Genomic DNA, 15444 nt, shown 5'->3' with positions numbered 1-15444 from the left:
ATTTTTAAGTTTACTTTTAGAGGCTTTTTTTACAAAAAAAAGAAATCTGCTATCCTTTCTCTTTGTGTGATTCCACAAGCTTGCGCCGAAGAACCTTGCCTACCGTGGATTTCGGGAGGGCTGCGATGAATTCGATATGCTTGGGGATTTTGTATGCGGCAAGCTCCTTGCGGCAGTGGTCGCGGAGCTCTTCGACTGAAAGCCTGGTGTCGCTGCGCAGTACAACCCATGCCTTGACAGCCTCTCCCTGATAGGGGTCGGGCACTCCTGCAACGCCGACTTCAAGTACCGCCGGATGGACGGCAATGACCTCTTCAACATCGCGCGGCCAGACCTGGAAACCTCCTGGTTTGATGACATCTTTCTTGCGGTCGACAATGAAGAGATAACCGTCCTCATCGAGATAGCCGATATCACCGGTAAAAAGCCAGCCGTCACGCAAAACAAGATCGGTTTCCAGCGGGTTCTGCCAGTACTCTTTCATGAGCTGGGGAGCACGCATGATAATTTCACCGATTTCATTCTCGCCAAGCACTTCATTACCATGATCCTGCTCAACGATCCGCACGTCAACATCCGTGACAGGAATACCTACCGAGCCCTGCTTGTAGGTGCCGAGAATCGGGGTAAAAACCGATGCAAGGGCCGATTCAGTAAGACTGTAGGCATCAATAATCCGTCCGCCGGTCAGCTCTTCAAACCGTTTTTTTGTTTCGAGAAGAAGCGGTGCGGCTCCTGATACACTGAGCTTGACTGATTTCAGAATCGAATTGTCGCTCTTGACCCGGGGATGGTTGATCAGTGCGGTAAAAAGGGTTGGCACTCCGGGCAATACGGCCGGCTTGAGCCTCTTGATGGTATGCAGCAGATCATCAAGATCCCTTGGATTCGGCACGAGGGCGAGCGGGTAGCGGGCAACCAGAGCGGCTCCCATAATACCGACCTGGGCATAGACGTGAAAGAGTGGCATGTTCAGCAGAATAACATCCTTCCCGTGTTCAAGAATAACACTGAACCATGCGGCAATCTGCATGCCGGTCATCACCAGCCCCTGGTGGGTTATGACAACACATTTCGGATTACCGGTCGTACCACCGGAAAAGAGAAAAATCGCAGGATCATCATATCGTACCGGCGGCAGGACCGTGTTGAGCCCGGTCTGAGCAGCAATCAGCTCCTGCAACGAGTGGTCTCCACGGCGGAGCTGAACCCTGTGACCATCTTTTTTCTCTTTCAGAAGCGTAAAAAGAACCTTGTTGAGCGGTGAAAGATACTCCTTGATATTGGTGACAATCACCCTTTTCAGGCGTGAAGAGGGTTGCACCTCCTTGATTTTTTCATAAAAAGGGGAGAGGACAATAGCGGTCTCTGCACCGCACTCGTTAAGGGTGTGCTCAAACTCATGAACGGTATAGAGCGGATTCATGGGCACTGCAACCGCACCCGCTTTCCATATTCCGAGTTCGGAGATCACCATCTGCGGGGAGTTGGGCATGACCAGAGCCACCCGCTCGCCTTTTGCAATACCAAGCGCTCCCAGCGCTCCGGCAAGCATGTTGCTCTGACGCTCCAGCTCGCTGTAGGAGAGCGCTCTGCCCTTGAAATGCAGCGCGGGATGATCCGGAGACTCTTCAGCCGTCCTCCGGACGACATCAATCATGCTCTCTTCCGGGTAAGGATGAAGCGTACGGGGAACTCCCTTGTCGTAATGCCGGAGCCAGGGTTTGGAACTCATGGTATATAGGGTGTTGAACTTACAGATAACGGAAAAAAAACCGACCGTCTATCGATGAGAAAATGCAAAGCAATAAGTTACGCAATAGCTTCCACAACATCACAAACTGCGCGGCAAAGAAGTGCCAGCTCATCCTCGTGCATGATGAAGGGCGGCATAAGGTAGATCAGCCGGCCAAATGGACGAACCCAGACCCCCCGGTCGACCAGTTGCTGCTGGACAACCCTCATCTCTACCGGGCGATGCAGCTCGACAACTCCTATGGCGCCGAGCACACGCACCTCTGCAACACTCCTGAAGGTGCGACAGGGTTCGAGCCCTTTTCGCAGCCCGGACTCTATAGCAGTTACGGCAATCTGCCAGTCATAACTGCCGAGCAGACGGATACTTGCTGAAGCGACCGCACAGGCAAGAGGGTTTGCCATAAAGGTCGGACCGTGCATAAAAAGCCCCGGAGAGCCTGAGCATATTGCCTCCGAAATCCGGGCGGTTGTCACCGTTGCCGCCAGTGTCATGTAGCCGCCGGTCAGCGCCTTGCCCACACAGATGATATCAGGTACAACTCCTGCATGTTCAAGCGCAAACAGCTTTCCCGTACGTCCGAATCCTGTAGCTATTTCGTCGAAAATCAAAAGTACGTCATAACGGTCACACAATGCCCTGAGTCGCACGAGATAGTGGGGTGAATAAAATCGCATGCCTCCCGCACCCTGAACAACCGGTTCTAAAATTACTGCGGCAATCTCCCTGTGATGACCTTCAAGCAGGTTTGCCAAAGAGGCAATATCCTCTTCGCTGCATGACTCATGAAACCGGCATGGCGGCGCATCAGCAAAGAACTGCTGCATGATGACCCCCTGAAAGAGGGTGTGCATGCCGGTGTCCGGATCCGAGACCGACATGGCTGTAAAGGTGTCACCGTGATAGCCGCTTCGGACTGTCAGCAGACGGTTTTTCCCGCTTTGTCCCAGTGCCGTCCAGTACTGAATGGCCATCTTGATGGCAACTTCAACGGCAACCGATCCCGAATCACTGAAAAAGAGTTTCTGCAGGGGTGAAGGGAGCAGAGCGATCAGCTCCCTGGCCAGGGTCACGGCAGGTTCATGGGTGAGGCCGCCGAACATGACATGGCTCATCTGCTGCAGTTGAGCGGTAACCGCCTCATTGAGCACCGGATGATTATAGCCATGGATTGCCGACCACCAGGAGGACATGCCGTCAATGAGTCGGCGGCCGTCTTCAAGCTCCAAAAAGACCTCATAGGCACCTCTTACCGGATAGACCGGCAGGGGATCGGTTACCGAAGCATAGGGATGCCAGATATGACGGCGATCGAAATCAAGATCAATAATGTTCGAGTGTAGAGGCATTCCGGTATAGGTCTTACAGCTTATAAAAATACGACGGTTTGCTATAAACCAAGTTGAGTAACCCCGTCGGGATCAAGCACTCCGTCAAGAATGTTGATGACCGGAGCAAAAAAACCCTCTTTATGCAGCCAGTGGCGGATAAGTTCACGGGTATCGTCAATGATAAGCTGCTCACTCTCCTGAAAACAGTTGTAGATAACCCCCCTGATGACAATACCCCGTTTCACACATGCCTCGATGGAAAGAAGGGTGTGGTTGATGCTTCCCATACGGGGTGAGGTAACGAGAATGATCGGATAGCCTGCGTCCCGGATATAGTCGGCAAAAAGCAGATCGCGCGAAAGAGGAACAAGCAGCCCTCCGACCCCTTCAAGGAGTACCGGATCGTAACGCTTCTGCAAGGCAAACGTTGCCCTGCGGATCTGCAAAACATCAATTTCCCGCGATGCAAGCCGGGCCGAGAGATGCGGAGAGGCCGGATAAGGGAAAACATAGGGCGCGGTGAGGCCCTCATGATCTGCGTCCTGCAGCCCGATACCCATGAGACGGCGGTGCTCCAGGATATCTTCGGCAACGCCATCACATCCGGTCTGGACTATTTTCTGGGTAATGACCTCCCGCCCCTGCTGCTGAAGGGCTCTGGCGAGAAGACCGGTGACATAGGTTTTCCCGATCCCGGTATCAATGCCGGATATGGCAACAACAGCTCCCTTCATGACATGCTCTTTTTTAAACAGCAGTATACCGGATGATAGGTCAGATAGACACCGTTTTCGCTGGAAAAGGAGTGCCGGTAACGGTCAAGAAAATGCTGGTATCTGCTTTTGGTCCATGAACGGCGAAGAAGCCCGTTGACCCCTGTATGGCGCATATGGCGGAGTACCGCTTCAGGAGAGCAGAACTCCATGCGCACCTCCTCCTCTCTTGCGGTAATCACATCAAAATACCGTCCGGCAATCATTTCGAGCTCCCCGAGGGAGTAATAGCCCAGCCCGCCCCCCTCAATCGTCGATATTTCCCGCATATTCCGGGTACTGAAGGTCGTAAAGGCAAGCATCCCTCCCGGAAGGAGATGAGCTGCGATTCTGCTGAAAAAGAGGTCGAGATCAACAAGCCACTGCAGTGTGGCATTGGAAACCACAAGATCCAGCTCCATCGGCAGAGAGTCAAAACGCTCTATATCGCCCGCCAGAAAATGAAACGCTTCAACCGGAAAACCGGCAATCACACCGGCAACACAACCACGACTCTCCTCAACGAGATCATTGGCGTAGTACTCCCTGACGCTGGCCCGACCGAGCAGTTCAGCGGTGAATGACCCTGAACCGGAACCAACTTCAAGTACACGGTTGAAGGCGCATGAGTGGCTCTCCCGACAGACCATCTCCGCCAGCTCCCGAGCCATACGGTTCTGGACAACAGCATGGTTGGCATAACTGGAAAGGCTCCTCTGGAACCTGTCGCCTACAAGCTGTTTATCTATTTTCTGAAGCATGCGAGCAGCTCCTGCAGGGTACTGAAATGAAAAAAAGGAAAATGTGCCATATCTCCGATAATGGTTTGAGAAACGCCTCTCCATGCTGCGTACTGCTGCTCTGCCGGAAAAACAAGATCCCTGCCGCCTATGATGGCATGCGAGTATTGCCACTCCGGAGTGCAAGGCTGACTCCTCGACTGAACGTGACCGTTCAGTCGTTCAAGCTCTTCCTTCTGCTCAGCGGTATCGCGAGCGGATGCCATGGCTGAAAAGCATGCAAACGCTTCGCTGCTGCCGCACATCCTGCGGTTGAAACGGTTTCGGTTCTCTTCAGAGTAGGATGCGAGTGTTGCCTGAAAAACACCCGGAGGGATACCCTTCCTCTCATCTACCGGATAAAGCGTACCGTTAAGCGCAAGGGCACGCTTTATCGGGGGGAGCATAATCTGCTGCGCCGCCCAGACTCCGAAAGACCAGGCTATAACGGTGATCTCGGTATAGCGGCTTACATCGTCCATAAATCCCGCCTCCGGCTCCAGATTCCGATAATCGTAACAGACAAGCAGATCCGCATTAAAATCCTCGTCTACCCCCTCTCTAAGCGACAAACTCAGCAGGTGGCGGGCAATCCGGCCATCCATACCCCATCCGTTAAAAAAAAGCAGTAGTTCATCGGAGCCCTCTTTTCTGAGCCATTCAGTTTTCATGGAGAGCTGCACCTATAAGTTCAGGAAGCCGGGAAAGATCCCCCCACTCAAGAGTAGAACGGAGAGATATACGAATACGGGCGCTCTTTTCCGGAACGGTAGGCGGCCGGACCGGCAGAGCGAGGAACCCGGCATCCCTCAGCTTTGAAGCCAGAGCAATGGCCAGACTATTGCCTCCGGTAACAACCGGAACAATATGACTCTCACCGGGCACATCAAGACCGCGCCCGATCAGCTCCTGGCGAAGCTTTGCCGCAAGTTTGAGCAGCGCACGGCGCTCCGAAGCCATGGCGGACTGCCGTTCAAGCGTGAGCAGGCTCCAGCCGAGAACAACCGGAGGAAGCGCCGTGGTAAAAATAAACGAGCGCATGGTGTTGATGAGATACTCCCGGACAAGTGAACTCATCACCGCATAGGCTCCCGTAGAAGCCAGAGCCTTGCCGAAGGTACCGGTAATGATATCAATATCCTCCACCACTCCGGCAGTTTCACACAGACCGAGACCCCGCTCTCCGAAGACGCCAACACCGTGAGCTTCATCAATGACAAGCAGGGCTCCGTACCTCTTTTTGAGCTCAACAAGCCGCGATAGATCGGCAAGATCCCCGTCCATGCTGAAAACCGATTCGGAGACAATGACTATCTGCCGGTACCGGCCTTCTGCTCCTGCAAGCAGCTCCTCAAGATGATCGTAATCCCTGTGACGGTAGCGCTGGTATGGCGCTTCGGAAATCTTCAGTCCGTCAATGATACTTGCATGGTTGAGCCGGTCGCTCAACACAAGATCATGGCGGTTGGTGAGTGCAGGAATAATGCCGATGTTGGCATGGTAGCCGCTGTTGAAGACAAGTGCCGCCTCTCGCCGGTAAAGTGCTGCCAGAGCCCTCTCAAGGCGGTCATAGAGCGGATGGTTGCCCGTCAGGAGACGGGACGATGAGCTGGTCATGGCATAGCCGTTCCCGGCAAGAGTATCCCGGTACCCGGCAAGCAGCCGGGGATCATCGCCAAGACCGAGGTAGTCGTTTGAGGAGAGGTTCAAAAGGGTGCTGGCGTGCAAGGTAATCTCTTTGCCGCTGCGTGCCGTGACAGGAGGAAGCTCCCTGTATCGATCCTGCCGTCGGAGCTCATCGAGTTCGCGCCGGATCCGTTCCTGAAACTGCATCTTCAGATACCTCAGTTAAAACTTTCGATCTGGCCTGCAAATCTCTGGTCTTCAGCCGTATCGCGACCTCTGGTTGTAAGATAACCACCGGTCAGAAAACCGTTTGCACCTGAAAGCATAAGTAGACCCTGAAAATCCTTCATAACCGTCTCCCTGCCGGCAGCAAACTTGATAATTTTATCCGGATGCGCCAGGCGGCAGATAGCAAAGGTTTTCACGATATCGGCCACAGAGAGCGGCTCTTTTCCCTCAAGTGGAGTACCATCAATCGGCACCAGTACATTGAGCGGTATGACCGATACATCAAGCTCCTGAAGTGCAAAAATCATGGCAATACGCTCCTGCATGCTCTCTCCGACACCCATAATGCCACCGCAGCAGACCGAAATATTGTTCTTTCGCAGCCGTTTGATCGTCTCGATACGCTCTTCAACCGAGTGTGTATCGGCAATCAGATCATGGTAGCGGTCGGGTGCAACCTGGATATTGATATTGTAGTGGGAGATTCCATGAGCGGCAAGGGCAGCGGCAGGCTCTTCACCGAGAATGCCAAGCGAGGCACAGATGTTCAGGGAGGGAAGTTCGGCATGCAGCCGGTCGATCATAGCAAGCACCCGCTGAAACTCGCCGTTTATCTTTTTATACCCGTAGCCGCTGGTGACAATACCGAAATGGGAAACACCCGAGGAATAACAGTTGCGAGCCTCAAGCAGGACCGACTCTTCATCAACCAGATCATAAACCTCAATATCGGCCCGGTTATGGCGCGACTGGGCGCAGAACTTGCAGTTTTCACCACACACTCCCGATTTGGCATTCATGATAGAGCACGAATACAGAGACTCCTCCTTTGAGGCATAGCGGTTTTTCACCTTGTTTGCCAGCGAGGCGAGATCAAGGGAGAGTTCTCCCGGCACCGTCGCAAGCCGGAGCGCATCAGCTTGTGAAATCGGCTCTCCGGTTTCAAGCACACGGTAAGCAGCAATAATATGAGGATGAAGTGCCTTCTGGTCCATAACGTTATTCTTTTTTATAAGTTAATTGCTTTTTGAAAGATGGGCTTCGCCCGATGACACCAGAACCGTGCCGCCATCATCACCCTCAAGCATCAGCTCGCCACCCTTTGCGATACCCGAAACGGTTCCGCTTATTGTCCGGTTAAACTGCTCAACCAGGACAACTCTTGACTGAAGAAGTGAATGTCCTTCGATATAGGAGAGCACAAAACCAAGATCCTCTTCAATCAGCCAGCGATCATAAAGGGGCTCAAACTGGTTCAGAAAAGCGGCAAGCAGCTCCGGCTTTGAAAAGGATCGACCGCTCTCCAGAAAGAGCGAGGTAGCGCGTCCCTCAAGTTCGGCCGGAAACTCTGACTGATTGACATTGATACCGAGCCCGACAACAACGAAGTGTGTACAATCAGGTTCCGACTGCATTTCACACAGCACACCGCAAATCTTCTTTTCATTGACGAGAATGTCGTTCGGCCACTTGATCTTCGGCTGAAGATCGGGAACAAAGCGGACCAATGCCCGGTGAAGAGCAACAGCGACAAGCAGCGTAAGCTGGGGAACACGCAGGGATGGTACTTCCGGGCGCAGAATCAGGGTGAAGTAGAGATTTTTTCCTGCAGGAGAGTTCCAGCTCCGGCCCATTCTTCCCCTTCCCCCTGTCTGGGAATCGGCAGCAACAACGGTGCCTTCCACAGAACCCCTGACGGCGAGCGCTTTAGCCTGGAGATTGGTGGAATCGGTAGTTTCGTGATAGAAGAGGTTCCTCCCGAAACATCGTGTCGAAAGAAACGGTTCCACTTCAGCCGAAACAGCTCTGCCGGTCAGAGCGGTCAGCCGGTATCCCCGGCCTGTTACGGCATCAAGCTGATAACCTTCGCTGCGAAGCAGTCGAATGTGCTTCCATACGGCACTTCTGGTTACCCCGAATTCCCGGCAAAGCTCTTCACCTGATAAAAAATCTCCTGTAGTTGCAAGGCGACAGAGAATCTGTGCGGAGAGATTGTTCATACGATCAGCGGGTCGAATCTGTAATAACGGGGTTACCGTCCGTGTGCTCCGGAGCAAATGTGAACCTGAATTTAGTGCGGGGTTGACAACTTTGCAAGTGAATAAAAAAGGCGCCCTGCCGGACACCTTTTTTATTCACGCAATGGCGGTTCACTTCCCCATGGAAGCCATGGTAGTGGTTTCGTAATTCTTCCGATAGCTCTCCAGCCCTTTGAAAATACCATAGGCTATTTTGGCCTGCTCCTGGCGATCCCGAAGAACGCGCTCTTCGTCGTAATTCGAGAGGTAGCCAACTTCGACAAGAGCACTCGGCATGGAGGGTGTCCATAAAACCATAAATCCTGCCTGACGAACACCTCGACCATTATTGCCCGGAATTTTTTCGACCGGCTTGAGAATATCCTGGGCAAGCGAAGTAGACTGCCGGGCAAAGGCGTTCTGCGCCATACTGCTCATAATGAGATGTTCCTCTGAAAACCCTTTATACTGCAACTGATAGTCATCCTCCTTGCGGATAACCGAGTTTTCAAACAGAGCCACATCAAGCGCTGCCTGCGTTTTGTGCAGACCGAGAATATAGACCTCGGAGCCCCGGGCTGATCGATTCGGACTTGCATTGCAGTGGACGCTGATGAAGAGTTTTCCTCCTGCTCTGTTAGCTATTTTCCCCCGTTCATGCAGAGGGATGAAGGTGTCATCCTTTCTGGTGTAGATCACGTTCACATCCGGCCAATTCTGCTCTATAAAGTTTCCGAGATCATGGACAATGTTCAGGACAACATCCTTCTCCCTGGTACCATTGCCTCCAATAGCTCCGGGATCCTTGCCTCCATGACCGGCGTCAAGAACTACCGTATTGAGTTTCCACTTTTCAACATCCCGATTGATAACCCTGGCGATCTGCTCCTCCTTTTCCCTTTTGCGGATCTCCTGCACATCAGCTTTACTGCGGATATAGAGCTGATAACGGTTTTTTTTGGCGTCCCGCTGAAATTCGACGGAATTAATAATAAATGCCTTGTTGTCGAGCGTGATAGCAAACTGTAATCCGCCACCTTCAAACTGTTTCGGCGTAATGACCCTGACAACCCCGCTGCCATAAATTTTCGAAAGCGCATCACCGTCACACTGCCCATTCTGGAGTGAAAAATAGGCCGTTCCCTCGGCATCAGGCTTGAGAAGCGAAGCCTGGGCTGGAGCGCCGGTAGCGGCAAAGGTTATGATTGCTCCATTTGCACGATTCTCAACTTCAATGCCCGTTATCACTGTTTTTGCTTCTTCAGCTGACGCCGTTTTGCGGGTCAGATCATTTTGATCATCACTTTTTACTACGCCTATTGACGCGACTGATTCAGCAAACCGCTTTCCTTTTAGCCAGGCGGTGATCCTTCCTGAGGAATAGCTGTAGACAATCTCCCTGTCAAGCCAGACGGTAAAAAGCCGGCACGCCTGGGTAACCGGAAGATAGCTCCTTGACTCTATCCGTAGCGGTGCGGCGTTAAGTTGAATAATTCGTTGCCGACCTTCAGGATCCTTGGAAACAACACTGGCAAAATGGTTGCCGGGCTCAACCCTGCAGCGCGAACCCGGACTATCCAGCGACTCCTCGATATCATAGGTGCCGCCCTCACTATGAAAGCTCATACGCAACGCCCTGGCCATGGAGCCAATATCAACCATCAGCGTATTGCCGCTTCTCATGGCAAGAATCTTGATGGTATAGCGCTGGTCAACACCCATATTTACCTGTACGGGAACCGTTGTCGGGCCGTAGGTAAGTGGTGGTGATGCTGCAAAAAGCGATAGGGAGAAGAGCTGCAGCACCGTCACCAGCAGAACCAGAGCGATTCGATAGATACTATGACGGATGACGTCAGGCATGGTTGTTATAAAAAGTTTGTTCGAGTAAACATTGCCGCATTACCACAATAGTAATAAAATATTTTTTGTTGACCTGCACTCCCTGTTTTAGCATCAGGAAATAATCAGTTACAACCCGCTCTTAGCGGAACAGTATACGGTGTTAATAGTGGTAAAATTTGTTTTTTGCTCATCAACACCTATCTTTTTCAAAATTTAATTGTAACGCTCTTACCTCGGGACTGATCAATGGCTTCAAAAGCTGCAACACCATCTGCCAGAAACAGGACCCTGATTGTAGTCGAATCCCCCTCAAAGGCAAAAACAATCAATAAATATCTTGGCGACAAGTATACCGTCTTTGCGTCAGTCGGCCATATCAAGGATCTGCCGAAAAAAGAGATCGGTCTTGACTTTGAGCATCACTACGAACCGCGGTATGAGATCATTGCAGGAAAGGAAAAAGTTGTCCGGCAGTTAAAAAAACTTGCCGCAGAAGCTGATGAAATCCTCATCGCCACTGACCCTGACCGCGAAGGCGAAGCAATTGCATGGCATATTTCAAACGAGATCGGAGCAACAAAAAAACCGGTCTTCCGGGTGCTCTTTAATGAGATCACCAAAAATGCGATCATTGCAGCTATCCAGGAGCCCCGCCAGATTGACTACCGGCTTGTCCGCTCCCAGCAGACCCGTCAGGGGCTTGACAAAATAGTAGGCTACAAGATCAGTCCGTTTTTATGGAATGTTGTCCTGCGCGGTCTCTCGGCAGGCAGAGTCCAGTCTGTTGCGCTCAGACTGATCTGTGAGCGTGAAGCTGAAATCAATCGCTTCGAAATTCAGGAGTACTGGACAATCGGCGCGGAGTTCATGACTCCGGGAAAAGAGTCGTTCAGAACAAAACTTGTCCGCTTCGACGGTGACAAACCGGAGATAACCAATCAGACTCAGGCCGAAGCGATAGCTGCACTCGTCAGGGAGGGGAACTACTCGGTATCGGAGATCGCGCCCAGGATACAGCAGCGAAAACCGCCACTGCCATTCACCACGTCACTGCTTCAGCAGGCAGCTTCAAACCAGCTTGGTTTCGGTTCACAGAAAACCATGCGTATTGCCCAGCAGCTCTATGAGGGAATCGATCTCGGTGCGGAAGGGGCTGCGGGTCTCATTACCTATATGAGAACAGACTCGACACGCATAGGCACGGAAGCCGTTGCCCAGGCAAGAGCCTATATCGACAACCAGTTCGGCAAGGAGTATATCGGATTTGGCGGTGCGGCAAAGTCCGGAAAGAATGCCCAGGACGCCCATGAAGCCATACGACCGACCTCTATTGCAAAAAAGCCTGAACAGGTCCGCCAGTTCCTCTCTGCAGAGCAGTTCAAACTCTATGAACTGATCTGGAAACGGTTTCTGGCTGCAATGATGGCCCCTGCAAAAATTGAGCAGACCAGAGTTGACGTAGAAGATCAATCCGCAAGATTTCTCTTTCGTGCAACCGGAAACAGGATCCTATTCCCCGGCTTCATGCGGGTCTATGACGACCAGAGAGAGCTGGATTACGAAGCACAGCGATCCACAAAGGAGGATGTAGAAAAGGAGCCGACCGTTCAGCTCCCGGAACGCATTGCCGTAAAAGAGTCTCTCGCGCTCGAAGATGTTGACCGCAAGCAGAGCTTCACCCGTCCTCCGGCACGATACAGCGAGGCGACACTCGTCAAGGATCTTGATAATTACGGTATAGGCCGGCCGTCAACCTATGCATCCATTTTCTCAACTCTGCAGGATCGACGCTATGTCGAGCTTGAGAAGAAAAAGATCATTCCTACCGAACTCGGCAAGGATGTTTCGCTGATTCTCGTTGCCAACTTTCCCGACCTCTTCAATGTCGGCTTTACGGCATTCATGGAGGATGAGCTGGACAAGGTGGCAAGCGGAGAGGATGAGTATGAACAGGTGCTGGACAACTTCTACAAACCGCTTGAAACCGTCCTGAGCCTTCGCAAAAGCGATCCGCTTATCCCGCAGAACAGCGAAACCACTACCTGTGAAAAATGTGGTGTGGGTCAGATGGTTGTCAAATGGACGGCGAGCGGAAAATTTCTCGGCTGTTCACACTATCCCAAGTGCAAAAACATCAAGACGATCGCCACCAACAAGGAGAAGCCGAAAGACAGCGGAATTGTCTGCCCTTCATGCAAGGAGGGACATATGCTGCTCCGCAAGGGGCGGCTGGGCGCATTTCTTGCCTGTTCGAACTATCCGAAGTGTAACACACTGCTGAATCTCAATAAACAGCGCCACATTGAACCGTTGAAGACCCCGCCGGTGCTGACTGATATTCTCTGCGCAAAGTGCGGCGCTCCGCTCTACCTCAGAAGCGGGAAAAGAGGTCTCTGGCTCGGCTGTTCAAAATTCCCGAAATGCCGCGGGCGTCTTGCCTGGAGCACACTCGACGAAACCGCCCGGAACCGCTGGGAAGCGGTAATGGCTGAACATCAGAAAGCTCACCCAGCCGTAACGCTCACCATGACGGATGGCAAGCCGGTTCCGATGACCATTCCCGTTGATGACATTATTTCGAGGGCTGAAGAGTCCGGACTTCTCACAGCTCCGGCAGAAGCTGTGGCCGAAGTCACTGCATAAACAGAGCTATGCGGTAGACCGCAAAAGAGAGTACCCAGGCTACCGAGAGCGAGTAGGCGGAATAGAGTACTACCGGCTTCCAGCGTCCAACCTCTTTTTTCATGACCCCGAGTGTGGCAACACAGGGCAGATAGAGCAGCACAAAGACCATAAGACTGAGTGCTGTTGCCCTGCTGAATGCCGGATCGCTCTTGATGATGGATTTCAGATCAACCGACTCTCCATCACTCTTCCCTATTGAGTAGATGGTTCCCATCGTTGAGACCACAACCTCTTTTGTTGCAAGCCCGGTAACAAGCGCAATACCTATCCTCCAGTCAAAGCCAAGCGGTCTGATGACCGGCTCAATCACCCTGCCCGCACGACCGGCAAGTGAGTAGGCAAGCTGGGCCGAGTTGACCTGATACTCAAGCTTCTTCTGCTCTGCCTGTTTGTCGGCTTCACCGGCAGTGCTTGATGCAATGCGGGCGGTTTCAGCCAGAAGCTGTGCATCAAGCGCTTCATTACGGGGATAGTTGCTTACCGCCCAGATAATGATGACCGCGCCTAAAATCAGGGTTCCGGCTTTTTTCAGGTACATCAGCGCTTTCATTTTTGCCTGGAAGAGAACTGAGCTGAGTGTCGGCCATCGGTATGGAGGCAGCTCCATCACAAAAGGCTCGGAATCGCTTTTCAGAATGGTTGACTTCAGTATCCAGGCTGTCCAGAGTCCGACAGCAATACCGAGAAAATAGATGCCGAACATGACGTTGGCCGCAACCTCCGGAGCAAAAAATGCCCCGGTCAGGAGTACATAGACCGGTAGTTTTGCGCCGCAGCTCATGAAGGGGATGATCATGATCGTCGCAAGCCTGTCCGTTGGACTTTTGAGCGTTCGGGTAGCCATAATTGCCGGGATGGAGCATCCGAACCCCGTTATCATGGGGATAAAGGACTTTCCATGAAGTCCGAAACGGTGCATCAGCCGGTCAATCACAAATGCAGCGCGAGCCATGTAGCCCGATGCCTCAAGAAAAGAGAGTCCGATAAAGAGCAGCACAATATTGGGAAGAAAAACCAGTACACCTCCGACACCGGCAATAACACCGTCAATAGCTATCGAACGGAGCATCTCATTGGGCAAAAGCGGTCTGAGATGTGAGGCAAGCGTGCCGAAAAACAGATTGAGCGCGCCCATGATCGGCGCACCAAGCGTGAAGGTAAGCTGAAAAATTGACCAGACCACAAATAAAAAAACGGGCAGCCCGAGCACGCGGTTGAGTACTACCATATCAATATAATCGGTTACCGTAGCCTTCACCTCACCAGGCTGGCGGACACACTCTTTCATGGCTCCCCTTATGAACGCATGACGGTCTTCGGTAATAAGCATCTCCGGCTCTGAATCATGCTGACGTTCAGCATCCCTGAGTGCTTCCTGGAGGGCAAGCTCAACTTTAACCCAGACAGGATAGTGCTGAACCTCCTGATAAACCTCCCGGTCGTTTTCAAGCAGCTTGATGGCAAGCCAGCGGGAATTATAGAGGCCCAGCTCCTTCTGATTGCCGAGAAGTGCCGTGATTTTATCAACTGAAGCTTCAAGGGATGGCGTGAAAAAGAGCTTGTTCTTTTTGATTTTGATCTCCTTCTGTGAGACCCGGATGATATGATCAAGAAGTGCGTCAAGACCACTCTTCTTTTTGGCTGAAACCGGTATGATATGGCATCCGAGAAGCTGCTGAAGCTGTTTGATGTCAATAACAATACCCTTCTCTTCAACTTCATCCATCATGTTGAGCGCAACGAGGAAATCAACCTCAAGCTCCATGAGCTGGGTTGTCAGAAGAAGGTTGCGCTCAAGGTTCGGGCCCTCAAGAACATTGACCACCACATCAGGACGCTCCCTGACAAGATAGGCCCTTGTTACCAGCTCTTCGGGAGAGTAGGGGGTAAGTGAGTAGGTTCCGGGAAGATCAACCACGGTGATCCGGTACCCTTTGTAGTCGATATACCCTTCATGCTTTTCAACGGTTACGCCCGAAAAATTTCCGACTTTCTGCTGCGCCCCGGTAAGCGCATTGAAGAGAGAGGATTTTCCGCAGTTCGGATTGCCGGCAAGCGCAATGGTGATCTCCTTGCCGCCACTCATACCCTCCCTCCAAACTTCAGGAGCGGTTCGTCAAGCTCCTGATGGTCAACAAGCTCCGAAGGCTCTCCGACTTTACGAACGAGAACTCCCTCTGCCTCGTTTTTTCTCAGGGCAAGATAGAGCCCCTTGAAGAATATCTCTATGGGGTCGCCAAGGGGCGCAACCCTGAGCACCTTGAAGCTGGTCCCTTTTATCAATCCCATATCCATAATCCGTCGCCGGACAGCACTTTCAGATTTCAATGCCGTCACTTCAGCGCGGTCACCAACCTGCAACTCCGATAATCTCATACAACTGACTCCTTGAAACAATAATACAATACAGGACAATATATATCC

General features: G+C 52.1%; 12 protein-coding genes. 1 reads left to right on the top strand and 11 read right to left on the bottom strand.

Going from position 1 to position 15444, the window contains the following annotated elements:
* Positions 1 to 49: 49 nt before the first annotated feature.
* The 9 genes from G9409_RS03710 to G9409_RS03670 form a co-directional block, all read right to left on the bottom strand.
* Complete coding sequence (locus G9409_RS03710; RefSeq protein WP_166807494.1) at positions 50 to 1735, bottom strand: AMP-binding protein; 1686 nt, start codon at positions 1733 to 1735, stop codon at positions 50 to 52.
* A 77-nt stretch (positions 1736 to 1812) separates the two neighbouring features.
* Positions 1813 to 3105 carry an adenosylmethionine--8-amino-7-oxononanoate transaminase gene (gene bioA, locus G9409_RS03705; RefSeq protein WP_166807493.1) on the bottom strand — a complete coding sequence of 431 codons (1293 nt, stop codon included), beginning with the start codon at positions 3103 to 3105 and terminating at the stop codon, positions 1813 to 1815.
* 41 nt (positions 3106 to 3146) lie between these two features.
* Entirely contained in the window at positions 3147 to 3821 is a 675-nt protein-coding gene (bioD, locus tag G9409_RS03700; protein ID WP_166807492.1) for a dethiobiotin synthase, read from the bottom strand.
* A complete protein-coding gene (bioC, locus tag G9409_RS03695; protein ID WP_166807491.1) occupies positions 3818 to 4600 on the bottom strand; it encodes a malonyl-ACP O-methyltransferase BioC in 783 nt (260 codons plus the stop codon). The genes bioD and bioC overlap by 4 nt, the downstream gene beginning before the upstream one ends.
* Positions 4585 to 5289 carry a DUF452 family protein gene (locus G9409_RS03690; RefSeq protein WP_166807490.1) on the bottom strand — a complete coding sequence of 235 codons (705 nt, stop codon included), beginning with the start codon at positions 5287 to 5289 and terminating at the stop codon, positions 4585 to 4587. The genes bioC and G9409_RS03690 overlap by 16 nt, the downstream gene beginning before the upstream one ends.
* Positions 5279 to 6451, bottom strand: a complete 1173-nt coding sequence (locus G9409_RS03685; protein WP_166807489.1) for an aminotransferase class I/II-fold pyridoxal phosphate-dependent enzyme — start codon at positions 6449 to 6451, stop codon at positions 5279 to 5281. Before G9409_RS03685 ends, G9409_RS03690 begins: the two co-directional genes overlap by 11 nt.
* Before the next feature lie 11 nt (positions 6452 to 6462).
* A complete protein-coding gene (gene bioB / locus G9409_RS03680) occupies positions 6463 to 7467 on the bottom strand; it encodes a biotin synthase BioB (protein ID WP_166807488.1) in 1005 nt (334 codons plus the stop codon).
* A gap of 21 nt (positions 7468 to 7488) precedes the next feature.
* Complete coding sequence (locus G9409_RS03675) at positions 7489 to 8472, bottom strand: biotin--[acetyl-CoA-carboxylase] ligase (protein ID WP_166807487.1); 984 nt, start codon at positions 8470 to 8472, stop codon at positions 7489 to 7491.
* Between the two features lie 150 nt (positions 8473 to 8622).
* Positions 8623 to 10353, bottom strand: a complete 1731-nt coding sequence (locus G9409_RS03670) for an N-acetylmuramoyl-L-alanine amidase family protein (protein WP_166807486.1) — start codon at positions 10351 to 10353, stop codon at positions 8623 to 8625.
* Between the two features lie 228 nt (positions 10354 to 10581).
* Here G9409_RS03670 and topA point away from each other — a divergent pair, with 228 nt between their 5' ends.
* Positions 10582 to 12978 carry a type I DNA topoisomerase gene (gene topA / locus G9409_RS03665; RefSeq protein WP_166807485.1) on the top strand — a complete coding sequence of 799 codons (2397 nt, stop codon included), beginning with the start codon at positions 10582 to 10584 and terminating at the stop codon, positions 12976 to 12978.
* Here topA and feoB read toward each other — a convergent pair.
* Together feoB and G9409_RS03655 are read right to left on the bottom strand one after the other, a co-directional pair.
* Positions 12968 to 15106: a ferrous iron transport protein B gene (gene feoB, locus G9409_RS03660; RefSeq protein ID WP_166807484.1), complete on the bottom strand. Its 2139-nt coding sequence runs from the start codon at positions 15104 to 15106 to the stop codon at positions 12968 to 12970. The genes topA and feoB overlap by 11 nt on opposite strands.
* Positions 15103 to 15396 (bottom strand): FeoA family protein, encoded by a 294-nt coding sequence (locus tag G9409_RS03655; RefSeq protein ID WP_166807483.1) that lies wholly within the window; start codon positions 15394 to 15396, stop codon positions 15103 to 15105. Before G9409_RS03655 ends, feoB begins: the two co-directional genes overlap by 4 nt.
* Positions 15397 to 15444: the final 48 nt, after the last annotated feature.

Origin of the sequence: Candidatus Chlorobium masyuteum (assembly GCF_011601315.1) — a bacterium.
Lineage (GTDB): Bacteria > Bacteroidota > Chlorobiia > Chlorobiales > Chlorobiaceae > Chlorobium > Chlorobium masyuteum.
The sequence above is the reverse complement of the archived record's forward strand: the minus strand, read 5'-3'. Positions and strand labels throughout refer to the sequence as shown.

Excerpts from the sequence above, each read along its gene's own strand:
- G9409_RS03710 (WP_166807494.1), bottom strand. The coding sequence starts at position 1,735 with ATGAGTTCCAAACCCTGGCTCCGGCATTACGACAAGGGAGTTCCCCGT.
- bioA (WP_166807493.1), bottom strand. The coding sequence starts at position 3,105 with ATGCCTCTACACTCGAACATTATTGATCTTGATTTCGATCGCCGTCAT.
- bioD (WP_166807492.1), bottom strand. The coding sequence starts at position 3,821 with ATGAAGGGAGCTGTTGTTGCCATATCCGGCATTGATACCGGGATCGGG.
- bioC (WP_166807491.1), bottom strand. The coding sequence starts at position 4,600 with ATGCTTCAGAAAATAGATAAACAGCTTGTAGGCGACAGGTTCCAGAGG.
- G9409_RS03690 (WP_166807490.1), bottom strand. The coding sequence starts at position 5,289 with ATGAAAACTGAATGGCTCAGAAAAGAGGGCTCCGATGAACTACTGCTT.
- G9409_RS03685 (WP_166807489.1), bottom strand. The coding sequence starts at position 6,451 with ATGCAGTTTCAGGAACGGATCCGGCGCGAACTCGATGAGCTCCGACGG.
- bioB (WP_166807488.1), bottom strand. The coding sequence starts at position 7,467 with ATGGACCAGAAGGCACTTCATCCTCATATTATTGCTGCTTACCGTGTG.
- G9409_RS03675 (WP_166807487.1), bottom strand. The coding sequence starts at position 8,472 with ATGAACAATCTCTCCGCACAGATTCTCTGTCGCCTTGCAACTACAGGA.
- G9409_RS03670 (WP_166807486.1), bottom strand. The coding sequence starts at position 10,353 with ATGCCTGACGTCATCCGTCATAGTATCTATCGAATCGCTCTGGTTCTG.
- topA (WP_166807485.1), top strand. The coding sequence starts at position 10,582 with ATGGCTTCAAAAGCTGCAACACCATCTGCCAGAAACAGGACCCTGATT.
- feoB (WP_166807484.1), bottom strand. The coding sequence starts at position 15,106 with ATGAGTGGCGGCAAGGAGATCACCATTGCGCTTGCCGGCAATCCGAAC.
- G9409_RS03655 (WP_166807483.1), bottom strand. The coding sequence starts at position 15,396 with ATGAGATTATCGGAGTTGCAGGTTGGTGACCGCGCTGAAGTGACGGCA.